This window comes from Armatimonadota bacterium, from assembly GCA_031459855.1.
Lineage (GTDB): Bacteria > Sysuimicrobiota > Sysuimicrobiia > Sysuimicrobiales > Humicultoraceae > Fervidifonticultor > Fervidifonticultor primus.
Genome location: JAVKHP010000001.1, coordinates 1,866,143 through 1,887,967 on the forward strand (window position 1 = coordinate 1,866,143; position 21,825 = coordinate 1,887,967).

A 21,825-nucleotide genomic window follows, 5' to 3' on the forward strand; every position below is an offset into this window, starting at 1 on the left:
GGACGTGGTGTCGGCGCATTTCCTCGTGTCAGGTCACCGCGCCGCACGGCAGCTGGGAGCAGAGGAGGCGCATCTGTCGTGTTCATCACCGGACCATCGACCCCCCGACGGGTCAAGAACCGGAGCCTGCCGCTGCTGGTCGTGCTGACCGTCGCGGGCCTGCTGGGCGGCTACGTGGGGCCCCGTGCAGGCCTCGTGCTGGGACCGGCGGGTAGCGCCGGCGCGCAGCTGCCCGGCCTCGCGCCACCGCCTGCGGCCGTGCAGGCGCCGGCGCCTCCGGGGGTCGCGCAGCTCCCGCCGGGTGCGCCGCCGGCCGTCGTGCAGGCGCCGACCACCCGGGTGCTCGAGCGCGAGGAGTCGGCGATCATCCGCGTGGTGCAGCAGGCGCGCCCCGCGGTGGTGAACATCAACGTGCGGGCCGCCGTGGCCACCCCGTTCGGCCTGTTCCCCCAGGAAGGACAGGGATCGGGCGTCATCGTCCGGCGGGACGGCCTCATCCTGACCAACAACCACGTGGTGCAGGGGGCTCAGGAGATCACCGTGACGCTGCTCTCGGGCCGGACGCTGCGGGGGCGGGTCATCGGCGCCGATCGCTTCTCCGACCTGGCGGTGGTCCGCGTGGACGGCGGCGGGGCGCTCCCCGTGGTGGAGTTCGGCTCGTCCAGCGCCCTGCAGGTGGGGCAGACCGCCATCGCCATCGGCAACCCGTTCGGGCTGGGGAGCACGGTGACCGTGGGCGTGGTCAGCGCGCTGAACCGCAGCATCCAGGCCGGCCCGGACTTCATCGTCGAGAACCTCATCCAGACCGACGCGGCCATCAACCCCGGGAACAGCGGCGGCGCGCTGCTCGACTCGAGCGGGCGTCTGATCGGCATCAACACCGCCATCATCCGCGACGCGCAGGGCATCGGGTTCGCGATCCCCATCGACCACGCCCGCGCCATCATGGAGCAGATCATCGAGCGTGGTCGCGTGGTGCGGCCGGCGCTGGGTGTCGAGATCCGCGGCGAGATCGACCCTGCCACCGCGCGGGCCTACGGGCTGGGCATCGACTACGGCGTGCTGGTGGTGCCGCAGCCCGGCAGCCCGGCCGAGCGCGCCGGCATGCGTGCCAACGACATCATCGTCGCCATCGACGGGCAGAAGGTGACCAACATCAGCGAGCTGCGGCGGGAGCTGTTCAAGAGGCGGCCCGGCGACGTGGTGCGCGTGGAGGTGTTCCGCGAGGGCCGGCGGCTCACGCTGACCGTGACGTTGACCGAGCTGCGCACCAGCGGGCTGGCGCGCCCCTGGGCCTAACGGGCCGGTGCACGTCGTGCGCCCCGGCCTGACGGCGCGTCGGCAGGCCGGACGCTTCTGCCTGGTCGACTTCGACGGGCCCGAGCCCCCCGCGACCCTCGAACGTCGCATCGCCGACGCCCACATCGCCGGCGTCGTTCTCTTCCGGAAGAACGTGCGCAGCGCCAGACAGGTCGCGGCCCTTACCGCCTCCCTGCAGGGGACGGCGCGGGCGGCCGGCGCGCCGCCGCTGCTGGTGGCCATCGACCACGAGGGCGGGGCGGTCACGCGCTTCCCCCTGCGGCCCGACCCTGCTGGCCCGGCCATGACCCCGTTGCCCTCGGCCATGGCGCTGGGGGCCGCCGGCGATCCGGCCCTGGCGCGCGCGGCCGGCGCGGTGGCTGGCGCGGAGCTGCGTGCGCTGGGCGTGCACCTCAACTTCGCGCCCGTACTCGACGTCAACACCAATCCTGCCAACCCGGTCATCGGCGCCCGCGCCTTCGGTGAGACCGCGGCGATGGTGACGGCGCTTGGGATCGCGTACCTCCAAGGGCTCCAGGCGGCGGGGGTCGGGGCCACGGCGAAGCACTTCCCCGGGCATGGCGACACCAGCGTCGACTCGCACCTGGGTCTGCCGCGCGTGGACCACGCCATCGTGCGCCTGGAGACGGTGGAGCTGGCACCGTTCGCCGCAGCAGTGCGTGCCGGCGTCGCAGCCATCATGACCGCCCACGTGGTCTACCCCGCCCTCGACCCCAGCGGGACGCCCGCCACCATGTCGGCGCCCATCCTCGCGGGGCTGCTGCGCGACCGGTTGGGGTACGGCGGGCTGGTGGTGTCCGACTCGCTGAGCATGCGGGCCATCGCCGACCACGTCGGGGTCGGCGAGGCGGCGGTGGCCGCCGTGGCTGCGGGCTGCGACCTGCTGCTGGCGCTCGGACCACCGGCCTTGCAGGACGACGTCCTCGAGCGCCTCGCGCTGGCGATCGAGCGGGGGGTGCTCCCGGCGGCGCGGCTTGCGGCTGCGGCGGCGCGCCTGGCCGACGCCCTGCAGCGCCGGGGCGCCGGCACGGCGGGTACAGGAGCGCCCGCAGGCGGTCCCGGGCCTCCGGACCTCGCCGCGCACGTCGGCACGCCAGCCCACCTGGACGTCGCGCGGCGCATCGCCGAGGCCGCGGTGACGCTGGTCCGTGATCCCGCAGGCAGGCTGCCGCTCCGCGGAAGGGTCGCCGTCGTGGCGCTTGGGGGGCGCTCCGGTCCGGCGGAGCCTGTCGAGGGGTTCTGGCCCGAGCTCGATGCCTCCCTGCGGCGCCATGGCGCGGACGCAGTCGGGCGGCCGCCGGACGCCAAGGACCTGTCCGCGTTCGACCGGGTGGTCGCAGTCACGTGGGGGCGCGGGACGCCCGAGGCCCGCACGGTCGAGGTCTGGCGGGCGTTGCACCGTCGCGTTGGCGACCGCCTGGTGGTCGTGGCCGCCGGCGATCCCTACGAGCTGGCTGCCGTGCCGCCCGACGCAGCCTGCGTGGCCACCTACGGCCCAGACCCCTTCAGCATCGACGCTGCGGCGCAGGTGCTGCTGGGGCGCCGTCGGGCCCGCGGGCGCCTGCCGGTCACGCTGCCCCGGGCCACGCCGTGACCGCCCCGGTGGCGTCGTGCACACCTGCGGGCGGCCTTATCGGCGGCCGCCGTCGCCGCGCAGGGGAAACAGGCTCTCAGGTGGCGCCGTGAACACCCGCAGGGATACCAGGACCGGGGACGGGCGGGCGGTCGAAGCCAGAGACCGCTGGACTGGCCCGTCAGAGCCGCGGTGTGCCTCCCCGGCTGGGCGCCGGTGGGCGATCCGGGCCGGGCGCTTGCTGCGGCCCGACGGGCTGAGCGGCCCGGGGATCGTGGAGATCGAGGACGACCGGATCGCCGCCGTCACCGAGGGCGACCGGCCCGGGCCGGCGCTCGATGCCTGTGAGGACCTGGTGGCACCCGGGTTCGTCGACCTTCAGGTCAACGGTGCTGCCGGCTGCGACTTTCTGCACCCCACGCCGGAGGGGTTCGCTGCCGCCTCCGCGCATCTGCTGCGCACGGGCACCGTCGCCTACCTGCCGACCCTCGTCTCGGCGCCGCACGACCAGCTGCAGCAGGCCCTGGCGTTCTTCGCCGCGCGCATGCACGACCCGGCGTGCGCGCCGCGCATCGCGGGCGTGCACCTCGAGGGCCCCTTCCTGTCACGCGCGCGCCCTGGCGCGCATCCCGTCGAGCATCTCCAGCCTCCTTCCATCTCATTCATCGGCCGCCTGCTCGACGAGTTTCAGGGGGTCGTGCGGCTGGTCACCCTGGCCCCGGAACTCGACGGCGCGCTGGAGGTCATCGACTTCCTCGCACGCCGCGGGGTCCTCGTCGCGGTGGGGCACACCGACGCGACGTTCGCTCAGGCCTGGGCGGCCTTTGAGCGAGGCGCGCGGCTGGCGACCCACCTGTTCAACGCGATGCGGCCGCTACACCATCGCGAGCCCGGCGTGGTGGGGGCGGCCCTGGCGCATCCCGAGGTCACCTGCACGGTCGTCGCCGACCTGGTGCACCTGCACCCGGCGGTGCTTGCCCACGTGATCGCGGCCAAGACGCCGGCGCGCGTGGCGCTCGTGACCGACGCGGTCGCGGCGGCAGGCACGGTGGGCGGCACGGCCACCCTGGGCGACCGCACGGTCGTCGTGCGCGACGGCGCGCCACGCCTGCCCGATGGGACGCTGGCCGGCAGCGTGCTCACCATGGACGCGGCCGTGCGGCACGTGTGCGCGCTCGGCGTCGACCTGGCCGACGCCTTGCGCATGGCCTCCGTCACGCCGGGGGCGTTGTTGGGGCGTTCTCCCGGTCTGGCCCCGGGCGCGCCCGCGGACCTGGTCGTGCTGGATGCCAGCCTGCGGGTTCGGGCGACGATCGTACGCGGACGCCTCATCTGGCAGTCCCCGCGGCAGTCCCCGTAAGGGTCGCGGCGGTCGTGAGTAGTCGTAAGTACAGGAACGTCTGAAGCGCTAGGGCGTCTGGAGCGCCGGGGCGTAGGGAGGGGAGCGGGGGGCGGCGAATCCCGGGGTGCCCGGCGGGGAGGAGACCGCATGTGGGGTCGCGCGTCCAGGTGACGATGGGTCGACTGCGGTGATGGTCGACCTGGGGCGGCCGACTGTTGCGATGGTCGCCCGGAGCATGGTCGGCCGGGCGATGGTCGATCGTGGTATGGCCGATAGTCGCGCTGGTCGGCCGGCGCGCAGATCGACCGGAGCGACGGGGGAGCCGGAGAGCATGGAGGCGTTGAAACACCGGATCCGGACCGAGGGCCGCAACCTCGGGCGCGGCATCCTCAAAGTCGACGGCTTCATCAACCACCAGGTGGACCCCGCCCTCATGCACGCCTGCGGCCAGGAGCTGGCGCGCCGCTTCGCCGCGGCTGGCGCCACTAAAGTGCTGACCGCCGAGATCTCGGGCATCGCGCCGGCGTTCTGCACCGCCCTCGTCCTGGGCGTGCCCGTGATCTACGCCCGCAAGCAGCGGCCGGCGACGATGCCGCATGAGGTCTACCTGACCCTGGCGCCCTCCCACACCAAGGGTCTGCACGTCGAGCTGATCGTCTCGCCCGAGTTCCTGGCGCCTGGCGACCGCGTGCTGATCGTCGACGACTTCCTGGCCACGGGGCAGACGATCCAGGGGCTCGCGCGCATCGTGCAGGCGGCGCGGGCACATCTGGTGGGGATCGGGGTGGTCATCGAGAAGACCTTCGAGGGCGGCCGCGCGCTGCTGGAGTCCCTGGGCGTGCCCATCGAGGCCCTGGCCCGCGTGGTGGACATGCGGGACGAGAAGATCGTGGTCGCCGACTGACGGAGGCCCCGCGCCGTGCAGCGCTACCTGGCCCGCCGCGCGCTTGTCACCCTGCCGATCCTGCTGGGAATCACGGTGTTGAGCTACCTCATCATGTCGCTTACGCCCGGGGACCCCGTGACGATGCTCATCAACCCCAGCATGAGCGAGGCCGACATCGAGATCAAACGCCGCGCGCTGGGCCTCGACCAGCCCGTCTACGTGCGCTACGTCAAGTGGCTCGGCGAGCTGCTGCAGGGCAACCTGGGCTACTCGTTCAGCAGCGGCGCGCCCGTGGCCCGGCGGATCGGTGAGCGCCTCGGGCCCACGCTCCTGCTGACCGGGACGGCGCTGACGCTGTCCTACCTCATCGCCGTGCCCACCGGCGTCCTGGTGGCGGTGCGGCGCTACACCTGGATCGACTACCTCGCCACGTTCCTGGCGTTCCTGGGCATCAGCCTGCCCACGTTCTTCCTGGGTCTGGCGGGTATCTACGTGTTCGCGCTGCGGCTGCGGTGGCTGCCCACTGGCGGCACGATGACCCTGGGTGGGGAGGGCGGCGTGCTGGACCTGCTCTGGCACCTGGTGCTGCCCGCCTCGGTGCTGGCCGTGGCCGGCGCCGGCGCGCTCATGCGCTACGTGCGGTCCAGCATGCTGGAGGTGCTGGGGCAGGACTACGTGCGCACCGCGCGTGCCAAAGGGCTGGCCGAGGGGCTGGTGCTGCGCCGGCATGCGCTGCGCAACGCCCTGATTCCGGTCGTCACCCTGGCCGGCCTGCAGCTGCCGGCCCTGCTGGCCGGCGCTGTGATCACCGAGCAGATCTTCGAGTGGCCGGGGATGGGGCGGCTCACCATCGAGGCCATCAACCAGCGCGACTACCCGGTGCTGATGGGTATCACGCTGATCACCGCGCTGCTGGTAGCCGCCGGCAACCTGCTGGCCGACCTCACCTACGCCTACATCGACCCGCGCATTCACTACGACTGAGGCGCGCCATGGCCGATGCGCTGCCCAAGGTCCGGTCGCTGGCTGCCGCTTCCCGGCGGGCGCCGCAGGCCCAGGGGTTCTGGCAGCTGGCGCTGCGCCGCTTCCTGCGCCACCGCATGGCGGTCGCCGGCCTGGGGGTGTTCACCGCCGTGGCGGTGATGGCCCTGGCCGCGCCCGTCCTGGCGCCGCACAGTCCCACGGCGATCGACGCCACCGCGTTCCAGGCGGCCCCCTCGGCTCGCCATCCGCTGGGTACCGACAGCGTGGGGCGCGACGTCCTCAGCCGGCTGATCTACGCGGCGCGGGTCTCCCTCTCCGTGGGCGTGCTGGCGGTGGGGATGTACGTGGTCATCGGCACCGCGGTGGGCGCCATCGCGGGCTACGCCGGCGGCACGGTGGACCTGCTGCTCAGCCGCGTGATGGACGTGGTGCTCTCGTTCCCGCCGCTGATCATCATCCTGTTCGCCGTTAGCGTCTTCGGGCGCCCCAGCCTGTGGAACGTGATCGTGGTGCTGGGCCTGCTGGGCTGGCCACCGGTGGCGCGCCTGGTGCGCGGCCAGGTCCTGGCGCTGCGCCAGCAGGAGTTCGTGCTGGCGGCGCGGGCCTGCGGGGCCGACGACCGGCTCGTGGTGATCCGCCACCTGCTCCCCAACGCCATGGCGCCGGTGCTGGTGGCGGCCACGTTCGGCACGGCCAACGCCATCCTGGTGGAGGCCGCGCTGTCGTTCCTGGGGCTGGGGGTGCAGCCGCCGACCCCGTCGTGGGGGAACATGCTGACCGACGCCCAGTCGCTGACGGTCCTCGAGCGGATGCCGTGGCTGTGGCTGCCGCCTGGCTTCATGATCCTGATCTCGGTGCTGGCCATCAACTTCGTGGGCGACGGGCTGCGGGACGCTCTCGACCCCGGCCTGCGCCTGTAGGGATGTCGCGACCCTGGCGAGCGTGGAGGGCGCGCCGGCTCACCCCGGCCTGCGCCTGGAGCGATGTCGCGACTCCTGGCGGCCATGGAGGGCGCGCGGTGGATGCCCGGCCTGCGCCTGTGGCGATGTCGCCGGGAGAAGGTGCCGGCGGTGCGGCCGTGGGGGGGGGCCCGTGGTCCGGCCCGGGCGCTCACCCGGGGACGGGCCGCGCCCGAGGGCTGGGGCCCCAGCGGGCGGGCGCAGGAGATCGGCATGCTGATCGCGTAGGGTGCTAGGACCCATCCAAAGGGGGGAATGACCTATGGAGCGCAGACGCGCACGGCTGACAATCTCGGTCGTGCTAGGGCTGGTGGCGGCGTTGCTGCTGCCCGCCGGCGGGCTGGGAGGCCCGCGGTCGGAGCTCGTGGTCGTCTCGGGGATGTGGAGCCCGCCCAACAACTTCAACCCCATCAACACCGACAGCTGGTACGGGTTCTACCCCATCCGGTTCATGTTCCTGCGCCTGCTCGAGGCGCGGATCGATCAGGGCCAGCTCAAGTTCTACCCGGCGCTGGCCAGCCGATGGGAGGTGGCCTCCGACAACCAGACGTTCACCTTCACGCTACATCCCCGCGCGGCCTGGCACGACGGCAAGCCCGTGACGGCCGACGACGTGCTGTTCACCCTCAACACCATCAGCGACCCGCGCACCGAGACCAACCGGGGCACCGACATCGCCACCATTGCCGGCACCGACGCCCGGGGCAAGCGCGCGGCGGGCGCGCAGCTGGGCGTGCGGATCCTCGGCCCCAACAAGCTCGAGATCAAGACCAAGGCGCCGGTGGACCCCAACCTGTTCTTCGAACAGCTCGGCACCGGGGTACCCATGCTGCCCCGACACGTGCTGGGCGACGTGCCGCCCGACCAGCTGAACCGCCACCCGTTCATGATGGCGCCCACGGTGGGCAACGGCCCGTTCAAGTTCGTGCAGTACAAGACCGATCAGTTCATCGAGCTGCTGGCCAACGAGAACTTCCACCTGGGCGCCCCGAAGTACCGGCGGCTGTTCATCCGGATCATCCCGCCAGCGGTCATGCTGGCCCAGATCGAGCGGGGCGAGCTCGACCTCAGCGCGGGCCTGGGGATCGGCGAGGTGCTGATCGAGGACTGGGACCGGGTCAAGCAGATGCCGCACGTGCGGGCGGTCTCGTTCGCTGCGCCGGCGTACCAGTACCTGCTCTACAACTTCCAGCGGCCCTACCTCCAGGACAAGCGCATCCGGCGCGCCATCGCCCACGCCGTGAACCGTCCTTTGATCATCAACCAGTTGCTGCGGGGAGAGGCCGAGCTGGTGGAGGGGCCGATCGTGCCCATGAGCCCCTACCTCAACAAGAACGTGAAGCCCTGGCCCTACGACCCGGCGCGGGCGCGGGCCCTGCTGCAGGAGGCGGGGTGGGACTTCGGCCGCACGCTCGTCCTGCGGGTCCCCACCGGCAACGTGATCCGCGAGCGCTCGGGGGACATCATCCGGGAGAACCTGGTGGCCGTCGGCATGCGGGTGGAGATCCAGAAGTCCGACTTCCCCACGCACATCGCGGCCCTGCGGCAGGCCAACTACGACCTGGCCCTGGTGGGGTGGGGCGGCACCCTGGATCCGGACGTCTCCTCGCAGTTCCGGACCGGGGCGATCTACAACCTCACGCACCACTCCATCCCCCAGCTCGACCAGCTACTCGACGAGGGGAAGGCGACGGCCGACCCGGCCAGGCGCCGCCAGATCTACTTCCGGTTCCAGGAGGTGTTCGCCGACGAGCTGCCCATCCTGGTGCTGTACTATCCCAACGCCCGCACCGTGGTGGCCAAGCGCATGAGCAACGTCCTGCCCAACCAGTCGGGCATCTACGACTTCCAGCCGTACATCTGGATCGCGTCGGTGCAGTAGCACAGCCGGCTGCTGGGGGGCGGCGCGCTTTGCGCGCGCCGCCCCCACACGTGTCCTGCGGCCCGGTCAGGGAGGGAACCCCGTGGACGACGTCCTGCGCTACCTCGACGCTCACTTCGACGCCCACCTCGCGCGCGTCCAGCAGTTCGTCCGCCAGCCCAGCATCAGCGGCGAGGGCACCGGCATGCGCGAGATGGCCGAGCTGGTGGCCGACAGCATCCGCCGCCTGGACGGGAGGGCCGAGCTCGTGCCCACCGACGGCTGGCCGGTGGTCTACGGCGCGGTGGAGGCCGGGGCGCCCAAGACCCTGCTCCTCTACGGCATGTACGATGTCCAGCCCGTGGAGGGCGAGCAGTGGCTGGTGCCGCCCTTCGCGGGCGAGGTGGTGGACCTGCCCGAGCTCGGGCCCAGCGTCGTGGCCCGCGGCGTCTACAACACCAAAGGGCCGCTCGCCGGGCTGTTGTTCGTGCTCGAGGCCATCCAGACCGTGCGCGGGCGCCTGCCGGTGAACGTCAAGTTCGTCGTGGAAGGGGAGGAGGAGCTCGGCAGCCCCCACCTGCCGCAGTTCGTCCATGCGACCCGCGACCGCCTGGGCGCCGACGCGACCTACTTCGCCTTCTACAACCAGGACCGCCACGGCAAGCCGATGCTGTGGCTGGGCGTCAAGGGCATCCAGTACTTCGAGATCGCCTGCCGCGGCGGGGCGTGGGGCGGTCCGCGCACCCGCGGCGTGCACGGCAGCAACGCGGTCTGGATCGGCAGCCCCGTCTGGCGGCTGCTGCGCGCGCTGGCCACCATGATGGACGACGACGAGCAGATCCAGATCGAGGGCTTCTACGACGACGTGGCCCCGCCCAGCGCCGAGGACGAGGAGTTGCTGGCGGCCCTGGCCCGCACCTTCGACCCGGCCACGGAGCTGTGGATGTGGGACGCCGAGCGGTTCAAGTACGACCTGACCGGCGCTGCCCTGCTGCGCCGCTACCTCTACGACCCCACGCTGAACATCGACGGCATCTGGGGCGGCTACACGGGGCCCGGCACCAAGACCCTGCTGCCCCACGAGGTGCGCGTGAAGATGGACGTGCGCCTGGTGCCCGACATGCAGCCCGAGCGCGTGCGCCAGCGGATCCGCGCGCACCTCGAGCGCATCGGCCGCGGCGACCTGGAGGTGCACTTCTACGAAGGGTACCCGCCGGCCAAGACCAGCGTGCGCGCGCCGGTCGTCCAGGCGCTGGTCCGCGCCATCCGGGCGCTGGGCTTCGAACCCGAGATCTGGCCCCACATCGCCGGGTCGGCGCCGTTCTACCTGTTCCGCGAGGTGTTGGGCCAGCCGTTCGCCATGGGCGGCCTGGGCCATGGCGGCCGCCCCCACAGCCCCAACGAGTACGCCACCCTGGACGGGATGCGGCTGTTCGCGCGGTCGGTGGCGCGGTTCCTCTACGAGTACGCGGAGGACGCGGCGCGCTGACGGACGTCCACGCCGCGGCAGGCACGTGCGCCCCGCGGCGAGTCCAGGACGGCAGGCACGTGCGCCCCGCAGCGCGTCGAGGGCGGAAGGCACGTGCGCGCCACAGCGAGTCCATGGCGGCAGCCACGCGTGCCCCACACGCGTCCACGGTAGCAGCCACGCGTGCCCCATGGTACGAGCTGACGGCCCGGCGCCCCCTGCCCGCTGCGCTGCGCGGTCGGGCCCGATGGCCCGCCAGGCCAGCGGTCATCCCAGCGCCAGCGCGATCAGGCCCGCCACCATGCTGCCCGCCGCGGCCAGCCGCCGCGGCGCGTCGCCTTCGGCCAGCACCCTGGTGCCCAGCACCGTGGCCACCAGGATGCTGATCTCACGCGCCGGCGCCACGTAGCTCACCGGCGTGAAGACCATGGCGGTCAGCACCAGGAAGTAGGCCAGCGGCGCCAGCAGCGCGATCCCCACGATCTCCACGCGATGGGCTGCCCAGTGCCCGCGCACCTCGTGCCACCGCGCCAGCGCCACCGGCGCCAGCAGCGCCGCGCAGCCCAGGTTCGAGCCCCAGTCGTACACCAGCGGCGGCACGCCCACCTGCGCCACGCCGTACTTGTCCCACAACGTGTAGGCGGCGATGGTGGCGCCTGTGAGCAGGCCGTAGCGCACCGCCCACGGGTTGGTGCCGGCGCGGGCCAGCACGCGCGTCCCGCCCGTGAGCACGAACACCCCGCCGACGATGAGCGCCGCGCCGACCAGTGCCAGGGGCGTCGGGCGCTCGCCCAGCACGGCCATCGCGGCCAGTGTCGCGAGCAGCGGCCCGGTGCCGCGCGCCAGTGGGTAGACCAGGGACAGGTCCCCCGTCTGGTAGCCCCGCTGCAGGCTCACGAAGTAGACCACGTGCAGGAGTGCCGACCCTGCCATGAAGGCCACGCCCGTGGCGCTCACCGACGCGCGCTGCACGACCAGCAGCACCGCCACTGCCGGCGTGTAGAGCACGCCCGACAGCAGCGTGAACAGCCACACGAACGGCGCGCCGCCGCCCGCGCGCTTGGCCAGCAGGTTCCAGACCGCGTGGATCGCGGCCGCCGCCAGGATGAGCGCAAGCGCCACCGCGGTCATGCAGGCGGGCGCGCCCCGGGCGCGCGCCGGCATCGCGGGCTGCACCGGCGGCGTGCCCGGCGCCGGCACGTGGGCTGCGGGCCGTGGCAGGAGGCTGGCATGGCGCACGGCTGCGGGCGCGGGCTAATCCGGGTGCTGTTCGTCGGCCCGTGCGCCACGTGGCAGGATGCGGGCGCGGCGCACGGCTGCGGGCGCGGAGACGGCCTCACCGGCAGGGTCATGCTCCCTGCCGGAGGTACTGGCGCCGCCCCAGCTCGTAGACGTCCTGCCCGTAGATGTCGTTGGCGACGACGACCGGGAAGGCGTCGACCTCCAGCCGGTAGATTGCCTCCGGCCCAAGGTCGGGGAAGGCCACCACCGCGGCCGCGCGCACCCGCTGCCCAAGCAGTGCTGCGGTGCCTTCCACCGCCGCGAAGTAGACCGCGCGATGGCGGACGAGCGCCTCCCGCACGTCGGGTCCCCGGCGACCTTTCCCGATCATGCCCCGCAGGCCGGCCGCCAGCAGCGCCGGCGTGTAGGGATCCATGCGCGTGGCCGTGGTGGGCCCCGCGGCACCGATCGGCCGCCCCGGGCGCGGCGGGGTCGGCCCGCAGTAGTAGATGACCTGGCCCCGCAGGTCCACCGGCAGCGTCTCCCCGCGGGCCAGCAGGGCCGCCAGGCGCTCGTGCGCGGCGTCGCGCGCGGTGTAGACGACGCCAGAGAGGAGCACGTGGTCGCCGGCGTGCAGACGCGCGACGTCGTCGTCGCGCAGCGGCGTGGTCAGCGCGATGGTGGCGGGGTGGCCTGCGAAGATCTGCTCGCTGCTCATGGCGTCAGCGACGTCCGCCGCCCTCACAGTTCGATCGTCTTCGCCCGGTGCGAGTGGCAGTCCAGGTTGACCGCCACCGGGAAGCTCGCGATGTGGGTGGCGTGCCCCTCCACGTGCACCGCCAGCGCCGTCACACTGCCCCCGAACCCTGCCGGACCGATGCCCAGGGCATTGATGCGCTCCAGCAGGCGGGTCTCCAGCGCCGCCAGCTCCGGGTCGGGCGAGGGCTGCCCCACCGGCCGCAGCAGCGCCCGCTTGGCCAGCAGCGCCGCCTTCTCGAAGGTCCCGCCCAGGCCCACGCCCACCACCACCGGCGGGCTGGCGTTGGGTCCTGCCTGCTCGATGGTCTCCACGACGAACGCCTCCATGTCCTGGCGCCCCGCCGCGGGCGTCAGCATGGCCAGGCGGCTCGCGTTGTCGCAGCCCGCGCCCTTGGCGATGATCCCGATGCGCACCCGGTCGCCGGGCACGATGTCGAAGTACACGATCGCCGGCGTGTTGTCGCCCGTGTTCTCGCGGCGCAGCGGGTCGCGCACCACCGAGCGACGCAGGTAGCCCTCGGCGTAGCCCCGGCGCACCCCCTCCTGGATCGCCTCGGTCAGGCTGCCGCCGACCACCCGCACGTCCTGGCCCAGGTCGACGAAGACCACCGCCTGGCCGGTGTCCTGGCAGAGCGGGTACCACTGCTCCCGCGCCACCCGCGCGTTCTCCAGCAGCTGCTCCAGCACCCGTCGGCCCACCGGCGAGACCTCGGCGTCGCGCGCCCGCGCCAGGGCTGCCAGCATGTCGGGCTGCATCCGGTGGTTGATCTCGATGCACAGGTCGGCGACGGCCCGGGTGATGGTTGCGGTGGTGATGGTGCGCATCGCAGCCTGCACAGCGTCCACCGCTACCGGGGCTTCCCCGTCGCGTACCGCGTCACCGCGGCCAGGAACGCCACGAGCGATGCCTCCGGCCCCTCCGCCAGCCGTCGGCGTGCACGGTCGAGGGGGAAGAGCGTCTCGATGCCGCCCACGTTCCGCACGCACGGCTCCCCGGCGGGATCCCAGGTACCGCCGAGCGTGCGCACGATGACCTCGCCAAGGTAGCAGCCGAGGCCGTAGGCGAACCGATCGTCCGCGCTGCGCGCGCCCGGCGGATCGAAGCGCTCGCCGATGAAGCGCTCGAGGGCCGCGACGCTGTCCGCCGAGTAGTCGAGGGCGAGGGCGGGCGCCAGGTCGCGCATGAGCGCCACGAAGGTCGCGGCGTCCCAGGCGCAGCGGGCCGGGCGCGGTCGGTCGGGCTCTGCTGTCGACAGCAGGTAGACCCGGCAGTCCGAGCCGCTGCCGACGCACACGGCGTTGCCGACCACGCAGGCCGAGGTCCAGACCGACGTCGGCGCGGTGAACGCCCAGAGCTGGCGGCCGGTCTGCAACGCCCACGCGGTGAACGTCCCGTCAGAGCACCCTGCCAGCAGGACGTCGCCGGCCACGGTGGGTGCGCTGAAGGTGTGGGGTTCGGTCTCGGTGGTCCGACGCACCCGCCAGCGTTCTGCCCCGGTGTCGGCGTCGAGGACCCGCAGGACGCCGTCCTTGCCGCCGAGCGCCACCACGCCTGCGGCCACGGCCGGCGAGGCGTCCAGCAGGGCGCGCGCGGTCTCGCAGGCCCACAGCCGTTCGCCCGTGGCCAGGGCCAGCGCGTAGAGCCGACCGTCGTTGCTGCCGATGTACACGACCTCGGTGTCGCGCGTCGGGCTCACCCCGATGGCGGGGGTCGACAGCACCTCCCCGCCGGTCGCAAACGTCCAGCGCACCTGCCCCGACGCGGCGTCGACGGCGTAGACGCGCCCGTCGCGGCTGCCGCAGACCACCACCCCGCGTGCCACGGCGGGCGACGAGTAGAAGCCGCCGCTGGCGCGGACGCGCCAGCGCTCGTGCCCGGTCGCCCGCGCGAGGGCGTACAGGCACCCGCCGCGCTGGCCGGGGCGAGCGCCCCCGCTGCCCACGTAGACGACGTCGTCTGCCACCGCGGGCGACGATGCGATCGGCAGCCCCGCCTCGAACCGCCAGCGGACGTCGCCGGTGGCGAGATCGAAGGCGTAGCAGCCGCCGTCCTCGCCCCCGATGTACACCGTGTCGGCCACCACCGCTGGGGACGACGACGTGCCGTGCGGTAGCGTGCGCCGCCAGCGCACCCGGCCCGCCGCGAAGTCGATGGCGTAGACGTGACGGTCGCGGCCGCCGAAGCACACGAGATCGCCGGCGACCGCTGGCGCGGAGAACACGGTCCCGTGGGTCTCGAACGCCCAGCGGGCCCCGACCAGGCGCAACGGGTTCGGGGCGCGGTAGGTGCCGTCGCGGGCCGTGTTGGCGCGGAACATCGCCGGTACTGCCGAAGCGTCAGCCATTGCACAGTCCCCTCGCGCGGCGTCGGGTGCATCCTGGAGACAGGCAATCCCACAGGTCGCCCCGCCAGCGCTGGCTCCCCTCTGGTGCGGGGCGTCGGTCAGGTCTTGGGCACGACGTGCCCTATCCCTCCTCGTCTTCGCCCTGGCCGACCCCGTCCCCGTCCTCGCCTACCCCCAGCGCCTGCGCCGTCGCCACGATGCGCTGGGCCACGCGGACGGTCATCGCGTCGGCCATCTCGCCGTCGACCACCCAGGCGCCGGCGGTCTCGCGTGTGGCCGCCTCCAGCACCCGCTTCGCCCAGGCCACGCGGTCCGGCGACGGCGTGAAGACGCGGTTGAGGACCTCGACCTGCTCGGGGTGGATGGCGGCCTTGCCGGCGAAGCCCAGGTCGGCGGCGTCGCGGGCGTCGTCCTCGAGGCCGACCAGGTCGCCCAGGCGGAACCACGGGGTGTCGATGGCGACGACGCCGGCGGCGGCTGCGGCGACGGCGATCACCGACCGCGGGTAGAGCAGCGACGCGGGCGTGCGCTGCCCGCCGGTTTCGACCAGCAGGTCGCCGGCCCCGAAGAACAGGCCGATCACCGCCGGGCAGCAGGTGGCGATCTCGACGGCGCGCACCAACCCCCGCGCGGTCTCGACGTGCGGGAGCAGGCCGACCCTGGTGCCCTCGAGGGCGCGCGCGACGGCCAGCACGTCGTCGGGGCCCGCGACCTTGGGGATGACGACCACGTCCGGCAGCGGGTCGGCGGCGCGCAGCGCGGCCAGGTCGTCGCGCCCCCAGGGCGAGGCCAGCGCGTTGATGCGCACCAGCCGCTCGCGCGGGGCCAGCGGCAGGTCCCGCAGCGCCTCGCGGACGCCGGCGCGCGCCTCGGCCTTGCGGGCCGGGGCCACGCCGTCTTCCAGATCGAGGATGACCCCGTCGCAGGGCACGGTGGCCGCCTTCCGCAGCTTCAGCGGCTGGTCGGCGGGCACGAAAAGCAGGCTGCGGCGGGGGCGGGCGACGCCAGGCCCGCTGTGATCCTGCGACGGGTGTCCAGGGCGCATCGTCAGATCACCCCTTCGTCGCGCAGGCGCGCGATCTCCTCGCGGGAGAGCCCGAGCAGGTCGCCGTAGACGACATCGTTGTGCGCGCCCAGCGGCGGGCCGGCGAACGCCACCTGCCCCGGCGTACGGGAGAACTTGGGGATCACGGCCGGCATGGGCACGGCGCCCAGGTCGTCGTCGGGGACGGTCACGATGTCCTCGCGTGCCCGGTAGTGCGGGTCCTCCAGGATGCGGCGCGCGTCGTACACCGGGCCGGCGACGGCCTCGGCGTCGGTCAGCCGCCTGAGGACCTCGTCCAGCGGCCGCGCGCGCATCCACGCCTGGATGATGGCGTCCAGGGCGTCGATGTGGGCGATGCGCGCGGCGTTGGTGGCAAAGCGCGGGTCGGTGACGAGGTCGGGCCGGTCCATGGCGCGGGCGAGCCGCTCGAACGTACGCTGGCTCGTGGCCGAGACGGCCACCCACGCGCCGTCGCCGGCCTGGTAGAGGTTGCGCGGCGCGGCGCCCGGGAAGCGGTTGCCGGTGCGCTGCTGGACCTCGCCCAGCAGCGCGTACTGGGGCACGAGAGGAATCAGCAGGCGGAACAGCGGCTCGTAGAGGCTGAGGTCGATGACCTGTCCTCGTCCGCCGCCGTGGTCGCGGTGGTGGAGCGCCGCCAGCGCGGCGGCGGCGCCGAGCAGGCCGCACACCGCGTCGGCAAGCGGCATGGGCGGCAGCAGGGGCGGGCCGTCGGGAAATCCCGACAGCGCCACGTACCCGCTCATGGCCTCGGCGATCGTGCCGAACCCCGGCCGATCGCGGTAGGGCCCGGTCTGGCCGAAGCCGGAGATGCGGACGATCACGAGCCGGGGGTTGGCGGCCTCGAGGGCCTCGGGCCCCAGGCCCCAGCGCTCGAGGGTGCCCGGCCGGAAGTTCTCGACCAGGACGTCGGCCCGCGCGGCCAGCGCCCGCAGCAGCGCTTGCCCGCGCGGGACGCGCAGGTCCAGGGTGATCGACTCCTTGTTGCGCGAGAGGACCTTCCACCACAGCGAGACGCCGTCTTTCGTGGGGCCCCAGGCCCGCAGCGGATCGCCGCTGCCCGGTTGCTCGACCTTGACGACCCGGGCGCCGAAGTCGGCGAGCACTGCGGTGGTGGTGCCCCCCGAGACGATGGTCGAGAGGTCCAGCACCAGCAGGCCGTGCAGCGGCGGTGTGGTCATACGGGCTCCGTGGCGCGCACCGGTTTGCAGAGCATGGTTCTGCCGGCCGCGCGCGCACTCCTGGCGCCCCGGCCTGGCGATGCGCAGGGGTCGTCGCGCGCCGCTGCGAACTTCCTCACCGGATCCGATGCGTACTGCGCTCGTAGACGGGGACGTCCAGGACAGCGGGCGGCGCGCGGCACGGCTGGCCGCGCTCTATGCCACGGCCCTGATCCTCACCCACGCCACGGTCGACGCCGGCGCAGGCGCCAAACCGGCGCTGGTCCAGTTCTTCCGGGCGCACCTCGGCCTGTCGTACACGGTGCTGGGCGTGATCGTCACGGCCTCGGCGCTGGGCGGCGCCATCGCCCAGGTGCTGTTCGGCCTGCTGGCCGACGCCCACCGGCGGCCGTGGACGGCGGCCGCCGGCGGCGCCCTGGCGGCGTTCGGCTTGAGCCTCACGGGGTTCGTTACCAGCGCGGTGACGGCCGCGGTGGCGCTGGGACTCGTGGCGCTCGGCTCGGCGGCCTTCCACCCGGAGGCCTTGCGCACGATGCACCGGCTGGGTGGCGAGCGCCGCGCGACGGCCATGTCGTACTTCACCGTGGGCGGCAGCGTGGGGTGGGCGCTGGGGCCGGCGCTGGTGGGCGCCATCGCCGGGACGTTCGGCCTGGCCGCGATGCGGTGGTGGGTGGTCGGGGCCCTGCCGGTGCCCGTGGCGTTGTGGCTGGCCAGCGTGCGGGTGCTGCCGCAAGCGGCGACGCGTCCCGCAGCCGACGCCGCCGCGGGCGCCGACCGGTGGGGCGACTACCGCACGCTCTTCGCGGTGGTGCTGCTGCGGGCCGCCGCGCACCAGTCGTTGACGGTGTTCTACCCGGCCTACCTGATCGACGTGGCCGGGACCAGCCGCACTGTGGCGTCGCTGTCGCTGTCGCTGCTGCTGGTCTCGGGCATCGTGGCTGGCCCGGTGATCGGCCGCCTGGCCGACCGGTGGAGCCGCCGCGGCGTGCTGGTGGCCACCGTGATCCTCTTCGCGCTGCTCACCCTGGTCCTGCCGGCCCTGCGCGGCCCCGTGATGTACGCGGTGCTGTTCCTGGTCGGGGGCGCGTCGATGGGCGCGGTGCCGATCACGCTGGTGATGTCGCAGGAGTACCTGCCCCGCCGCACGGGGCTGGGCGGCGGCCTGGTGCTGGCGGCGTCGGGCACCGCCTCGCTGGTGGCGACCCCCTTCGGGGCGCTGGCGGATGCGGCGGGGCTCGCCGCGGTGATCTACGCCTGCGCCGCGGTGGCGGGGTTGGCGGCGGTGATCGCGCTGCGGCTGCCGGGTGATGCGCCCGCCGCACGCGCGCGGCTCGCCGGAGAGCTGACGGGGTAGCGGCGCAGGAACGGTTGCTCCGGCTGGCCAACACCACGTATCGTGAACGTGCACGGGCGCGTGACAGCGTGAAGAACGGCGCGGAGGTGAGGACACGGTGGACCTGCAGGGGCTGCGGGTGGCGGTCCTGGCCGAGGAGCTCTACGAGGACCTTGAACTGTGGTACCCGGTGCTGCGGTTGCGCGAGGCCGGGGCCACGGTGACGATCGTCGGCCCCCGGGCCGGCGAAGTCTACAAGAGCAAGCACGGCTACCCCGCGAAGGCGGACTTGGGCATGGACGAAGCGCGGCCGGCCGACTTCGACGGCGTGGTCATCCCCGGCGGCTACGCGCCCGACCGCATGCGCCGGCACCGCGCGATGCTCGAGTTCGTGCGCGCGCTGCACGAGGCGGGCAAGCCGGTGGCGTTCATCTGCCATGCGGGCTGGGTGCCGATCTCGGCGGGGATCGTGCGCGGCCGCACCGTGACCAGCGTGTCGGCCATCAAGGACGACCTGGTGAACGCCGGCGCCACGTGGGTCGACCAGGAGGTCGTCGTCGACGGGAACCTGGTCTCGTCGCGCACGCCGCCCGACCTGCCCGCGTTCTGCCGCGAGGTGATCCGTCTGCTGGCGCAGCGGCGGGTGGCCGCGGGGCGCTGACGTCAGTACACCGGCGGCGCGTAGACGTTCACCGTCACCAGCGGCGTCCGCCCGGTGTTGCGGATCTCGTGCGGCTCGCCGGCTTCGATGAGCAGGAGGGTGCCGGCGGCCAGCGCCACGCGCCGCCCCCGGACGACCGCCTCGCCCCGTCCAGCGATCACGTAGAGCCACTGGTCGGACGTGTCGTGGACGTTGTCCGCGCCGCCGGTACCCTGCCCGGGCGCGAGGACCATGGTCGCTGCCTGGGACCGGGGTGTGCCGCCGACAAGACGGAAGAAGCCGGAGGCGGCCGCGGCATGGACCAGTTTCATCGAGCGAGCCCGCGCCCCCGGGGCGACGGCATCGGCATCCGTGCGTACCCGACCTATCCCCAGCCCCAGGCCGCCCGCGGCACCCGCCGCCAGCGTACGTCGAAGCGCCACAGCCCCGCCGCCCGTGCGTAGGCCAGGGCCTGCTCCAGCTCGGCGCGCGTGATCCGCCGGTTGATCTCTTTGAACTTCTCTTCGGTCTTGGCCCGCCAGGCGGGGTAGTACTGGTCCATGATGTTCACATAGGTGTCGCGCGAGAGCCCGGCCAGGTAGTTCATGATCTCGCGGGTGTCGTCCAGCGCCCCCGGCATCACCAGGTGGCGCACCAGCAGCCCGCGCACCGCCAGGCCGTCCTCGGTGACCTTCAGCTCGCCCACCTGCTCGTGCATCATGCGGATCACCCGCCGGGCGGCCTCGGGATAGTCGGGGGCCAGCAGGTAGCGGCGGCTGCGCTCGCGGTCCCACAGCTTGAAGTCGGGCATGTAGATGTCCACGACGCCGTCCATCAGCCGGATGCTGTGCTCGCTGTCGTACGCGCCGGTGTTGTAGACCAGCGGCAGCCGCAGGCCGCCCTCGACGGCGAGGAGCACGCCTTCCAGGATCTGCGGCACGACGTGCTCGGGGGTGACGAAGTTGATGTTGTGGCAGCCCTCGGCCTGCAGCTGCAGCATCATGCGGGCCAGGTCGCGGGGGGTGACCTCGACGCCCTCGCCGATCTGGCTGGTTTCATAGTTCTGACAGTTCCCGATCGCCACGCCGTGGACGAGGAAGGAATGCGCATCATCTGCGACTTCAAGATTGTAGACGGGGCCGTCGTAAGGAATGCGGGAGATGCGTCGGATGGGGACCCAAAACCCGTGTTCAGTCCGGAAGTGGCGCACGCGCTCGTCCGGCCCGATGCCTTCCCATGCCGCGCGACGGCACTTGACGTAGTAGAGGGTCTCGCGCTGCCGCACGCGACGACCTTGAAGGGTTTGGAAGCGAGACCGCGGTGTGGCGTAGAAGTATGGGAACACGCCAACGCGCAGAAACAACGTCATCAGACCCAGCGCGAGGTCCTCGGACACGGTGCTCGCCGCGATGTAGTGGGTATGCCAGCACCCGTCGCCCGCGAGGTACGCTTCGAGGAACGCACGCACGATGGCTTTCGGTGCAGTCGCCAGCGGAGGTGGCACGCGCTTCTGCGCGGCCCTGTGACCGCAAAGGCTCGCAAACAGTAACGCCAGCGCACTGTTGCCAACCTCCACGGTGATCGTCGTCGAACGCGTCCGCACGGACGGCGTCACGCCGAAGACCGTCTGCAATAGTGTTCGGACGTGGTGTACCTTGTCCGGTTCATGGAGGCCAAAAGAGAAGATCAACCGATGCGAGTTGGGCCGGCTCCGCGCCGAGGTCACGTGGCCCTCCGCACAGTAGTAGCCCAACAGCCGGGCTACTCCTTCGTCCAGTTGCAGACGACACGGCACGCCCGGGCCCTTCTCGGTCTTGAAGCGTACGCGGCCCCCGCGCTCGACGAGCACATTGGGTAGATGCTCGCTGTCGTGCAATGCCAGACCGCGACGAAGTCGTCCTCGCAGGGTCCGGACGTAGGCCGGATGGTAGCCCAACGTGAGGCCCACAGCGCGGGACGTAAGGCGTGGGGAAGCGGTGGATCCCAGCAGTGCGCGCAGGAGGGCGACCGGCACCCGACGCGTCGCAGGGACGCGAACACTGGTCCGATGGTGCTCAAGCAGTGTCCTGGTGTCAATCTCGGGCACAGCGCCGTCCGCCGGCAGGCTCGGGATGAACAGGAGATGCCGCTCGGTCAGGTCTGCGGCCAGTACCTTGCGCGGCGCCGCGCCTGGAGCAGGCGCGGCGAAGATCGCGTGGTTCGCCGTCACAGTGATCGCGGGCAGGCCGTAGGGCTTGACGACGACCATCTCTCCGCGGTGCGCGTGCCGGAAGACCTTTGCGACGGGCGCCAGACGCCCTTCGTGCGTGTACACACGCAGTGAGTCGACGAAACGCACCGACCCGTCAGGAAGCGTGACCTCACGACCCGTTGCCGAGTCGAAGATCTCTCCGATCGGCAGGGCGCCTCGATCGGTGAGGACGCGCACGTCGGGACTCAAGCAGAAGACGCAGCGCAGGTTGCACCACGCGAAGAAGATCGTCCCCGACCCGTTCCAGCCCCGCAGGACGTCCTCCTCGCCAAAGTGGTGGAAGAACGACGACACCCGCGCGTAGCGCCCGGTCTTGCACACGGCGAAGCGGTTGGCGAGACGGTCGACCCCGCAGTCGCGCGGGCACAGCCGGCAGTCGCGCAGCGCCTCCAGCGCCTCCTCGACCTTGGCGCGCAGCCGGCCCTCCTCGTAGGTGCGGACGTACGCCGGGACGAAGTCGGCCGCGCGGATGACGAACCGCCCGTGGCCGTGGACCTCGGGCGGCATCCCGCGGCTCACCAGGACCATCGCGCGCTTCCCCCCAGGGCCATGTCCCTTCAATTATAGCCGTCCGGGTGTGACCACCCGAGCGCGCGCAGTACCCGCGCGAGCGCCCGCGGACCCGGGGCGGCCGCGGGA

The 21,825-nt window shown here is 72.8% G+C and carries 19 protein-coding genes; 11 read left to right on the top strand and 8 right to left on the bottom strand.

Translation table 11 applies throughout. The features are described 5' to 3' along the window. Positions 1 to 78: 78 nt before the first annotated feature. From QN157_08485 to QN157_08525, 9 genes are all read left to right on the top strand, one after another. Positions 79 to 1,299: a trypsin-like peptidase domain-containing protein gene (locus QN157_08485; protein MDR7555629.1), complete on the top strand. Its 1,221-nt coding sequence runs from the start codon at positions 79 to 81 to the stop codon at positions 1,297 to 1,299. A 16-nt stretch (positions 1,300 to 1,315) separates the two neighbouring features. After that, complete coding sequence (gene nagZ, locus QN157_08490) at positions 1,316 to 2,914, top strand: beta-N-acetylhexosaminidase (GenBank protein MDR7555630.1); 1,599 nt, start codon at positions 1,316 to 1,318, stop codon at positions 2,912 to 2,914. 217 nt (positions 2,915 to 3,131) lie between these two features. After that, positions 3,132 to 4,253, top strand: coding sequence for an N-acetylglucosamine-6-phosphate deacetylase (gene nagA, locus QN157_08495; GenBank protein ID MDR7555631.1), 1,122 nt, complete (start codon positions 3,132 to 3,134; stop codon positions 4,251 to 4,253). A 313-nt stretch (positions 4,254 to 4,566) separates the two neighbouring features. Continuing rightward, a complete protein-coding gene (gene xpt, locus QN157_08500; protein ID MDR7555632.1) occupies positions 4,567 to 5,139 on the top strand; it encodes a xanthine phosphoribosyltransferase in 573 nt (190 codons plus the stop codon). A 15-nt stretch (positions 5,140 to 5,154) separates the two neighbouring features. Then, on the top strand, positions 5,155 to 6,105 hold the full coding sequence (locus QN157_08505) for an ABC transporter permease (protein ID MDR7555633.1): 951 nt from the start codon (positions 5,155 to 5,157) through the stop codon (positions 6,103 to 6,105). Positions 6,106 to 6,113: 8 nt separating this feature from the next. Continuing rightward, positions 6,114 to 7,025, top strand: coding sequence for an ABC transporter permease (locus tag QN157_08510; GenBank protein MDR7555634.1), 912 nt, complete (start codon positions 6,114 to 6,116; stop codon positions 7,023 to 7,025). A gap of 63 nt (positions 7,026 to 7,088) precedes the next feature. Further along, on the top strand, positions 7,089 to 7,292 hold the full coding sequence (locus QN157_08515) for a hypothetical protein (protein MDR7555635.1): 204 nt from the start codon (positions 7,089 to 7,091) through the stop codon (positions 7,290 to 7,292). Positions 7,293 to 7,326: 34 nt separating this feature from the next. Continuing rightward, the gene (locus tag QN157_08520; GenBank protein ID MDR7555636.1) at positions 7,327 to 8,946 is read left to right on the top strand and encodes an ABC transporter substrate-binding protein; all 1,620 of its coding nucleotides are present in this window, start codon (positions 7,327 to 7,329) and stop codon (positions 8,944 to 8,946) included. An 82-nt stretch (positions 8,947 to 9,028) separates the two neighbouring features. Further along, the gene (locus QN157_08525; GenBank protein MDR7555637.1) at positions 9,029 to 10,414 is read left to right on the top strand and encodes a M20/M25/M40 family metallo-hydrolase; all 1,386 of its coding nucleotides are present in this window, start codon (positions 9,029 to 9,031) and stop codon (positions 10,412 to 10,414) included. Positions 10,415 to 10,660: 246 nt separating this feature from the next. Here QN157_08525 and QN157_08530 read toward each other — a convergent pair whose 3' ends face one another. The 6 genes from QN157_08530 to QN157_08555 all read right to left on the bottom strand — a co-directional run bounded on the left by QN157_08530 (position 10,661) and on the right by QN157_08555 (position 16,962). Further along, positions 10,661 to 11,557, bottom strand: coding sequence for an EamA family transporter (locus tag QN157_08530; protein ID MDR7555638.1), 897 nt, complete (start codon positions 11,555 to 11,557; stop codon positions 10,661 to 10,663). A gap of 184 nt (positions 11,558 to 11,741) precedes the next feature. Continuing rightward, on the bottom strand, positions 11,742 to 12,332 hold the full coding sequence (locus tag QN157_08535) for a Fe-S-containing hydro-lyase (GenBank protein MDR7555639.1): 591 nt from the start codon (positions 12,330 to 12,332) through the stop codon (positions 11,742 to 11,744). 23 nt (positions 12,333 to 12,355) lie between these two features. Then, positions 12,356 to 13,198 (bottom strand): fumarate hydratase, encoded by an 843-nt coding sequence (locus tag QN157_08540; protein ID MDR7555640.1) that lies wholly within the window; start codon positions 13,196 to 13,198, stop codon positions 12,356 to 12,358. 23 nt (positions 13,199 to 13,221) lie between these two features. Next, positions 13,222 to 14,718 carry a PQQ-binding-like beta-propeller repeat protein gene (locus QN157_08545; GenBank protein MDR7555641.1) on the bottom strand — a complete coding sequence of 499 codons (1,497 nt, stop codon included), beginning with the start codon at positions 14,716 to 14,718 and terminating at the stop codon, positions 13,222 to 13,224. Between the two features lie 121 nt (positions 14,719 to 14,839). Continuing rightward, positions 14,840 to 15,763: a CoA ester lyase gene (locus QN157_08550; protein ID MDR7555642.1), complete on the bottom strand. Its 924-nt coding sequence runs from the start codon at positions 15,761 to 15,763 to the stop codon at positions 14,840 to 14,842. A gap of 2 nt (positions 15,764 to 15,765) precedes the next feature. Next, positions 15,766 to 16,962, bottom strand: a complete 1,197-nt coding sequence (locus QN157_08555) for a CoA transferase (protein ID MDR7555643.1) — start codon at positions 16,960 to 16,962, stop codon at positions 15,766 to 15,768. 127 nt (positions 16,963 to 17,089) lie between these two features. Here QN157_08555 and QN157_08560 point away from each other — a divergent pair, with 127 nt between their 5' ends. Together QN157_08560 and QN157_08565 are read left to right on the top strand one after the other, a co-directional pair. Continuing rightward, positions 17,090 to 18,316, top strand: coding sequence for an MFS transporter (locus QN157_08560; protein MDR7555644.1), 1,227 nt, complete (start codon positions 17,090 to 17,092; stop codon positions 18,314 to 18,316). A gap of 97 nt (positions 18,317 to 18,413) precedes the next feature. Further along, positions 18,414 to 18,956, top strand: a complete 543-nt coding sequence (locus tag QN157_08565; GenBank protein MDR7555645.1) for a type 1 glutamine amidotransferase domain-containing protein — start codon at positions 18,414 to 18,416, stop codon at positions 18,954 to 18,956. A gap of 2 nt (positions 18,957 to 18,958) precedes the next feature. Here QN157_08565 and QN157_08570 read toward each other — a convergent pair whose 3' ends face one another. Continuing rightward, a complete protein-coding gene (locus QN157_08570; GenBank protein ID MDR7555646.1) occupies positions 18,959 to 19,267 on the bottom strand; it encodes a cupin domain-containing protein in 309 nt (102 codons plus the stop codon). Positions 19,268 to 19,320: 53 nt separating this feature from the next. Next, entirely contained in the window at positions 19,321 to 21,714 is a 2,394-nt protein-coding gene (locus QN157_08575; protein MDR7555647.1) for an LAGLIDADG family homing endonuclease, read from the bottom strand. Positions 21,715 to 21,825: the final 111 nt, after the last annotated feature.

Bases quoted from the DNA above. Each gene is read 5' to 3' on its own strand.
- xpt (MDR7555632.1), top strand. From the start codon at position 4,567: ATGGAGGCGTTGAAACACCGGATCCGGACCGAGGGCCGCAACCTCGGG.
- QN157_08510 (MDR7555634.1), top strand. From the start codon at position 6,114: ATGGCCGATGCGCTGCCCAAGGTCCGGTCGCTGGCTGCCGCTTCCCGG.
- QN157_08515 (MDR7555635.1), top strand. From the start codon at position 7,089: ATGTCGCGACTCCTGGCGGCCATGGAGGGCGCGCGGTGGATGCCCGGC.
- QN157_08520 (MDR7555636.1), top strand. From the start codon at position 7,327: ATGGAGCGCAGACGCGCACGGCTGACAATCTCGGTCGTGCTAGGGCTG.
- QN157_08530 (MDR7555638.1), bottom strand. From the start codon at position 11,557: ATGCCGGCGCGCGCCCGGGGCGCGCCCGCCTGCATGACCGCGGTGGCG.
- QN157_08535 (MDR7555639.1), bottom strand. From the start codon at position 12,332: ATGAGCAGCGAGCAGATCTTCGCAGGCCACCCCGCCACCATCGCGCTG.
- QN157_08540 (MDR7555640.1), bottom strand. From the start codon at position 13,198: ATGCGCACCATCACCACCGCAACCATCACCCGGGCCGTCGCCGACCTG.
- QN157_08545 (MDR7555641.1), bottom strand. From the start codon at position 14,718: ATGGCTGACGCTTCGGCAGTACCGGCGATGTTCCGCGCCAACACGGCC.
- QN157_08550 (MDR7555642.1), bottom strand. From the start codon at position 15,763: ATGCGCCCTGGACACCCGTCGCAGGATCACAGCGGGCCTGGCGTCGCC.
- QN157_08555 (MDR7555643.1), bottom strand. From the start codon at position 16,962: ATGACCACACCGCCGCTGCACGGCCTGCTGGTGCTGGACCTCTCGACC.
- QN157_08560 (MDR7555644.1), top strand. From the start codon at position 17,090: ATGCGTACTGCGCTCGTAGACGGGGACGTCCAGGACAGCGGGCGGCGC.
- QN157_08570 (MDR7555646.1), bottom strand. From the start codon at position 19,267: ATGAAACTGGTCCATGCCGCGGCCGCCTCCGGCTTCTTCCGTCTTGTC.
- QN157_08575 (MDR7555647.1), bottom strand. From the start codon at position 21,714: ATGGTCCTGGTGAGCCGCGGGATGCCGCCCGAGGTCCACGGCCACGGG.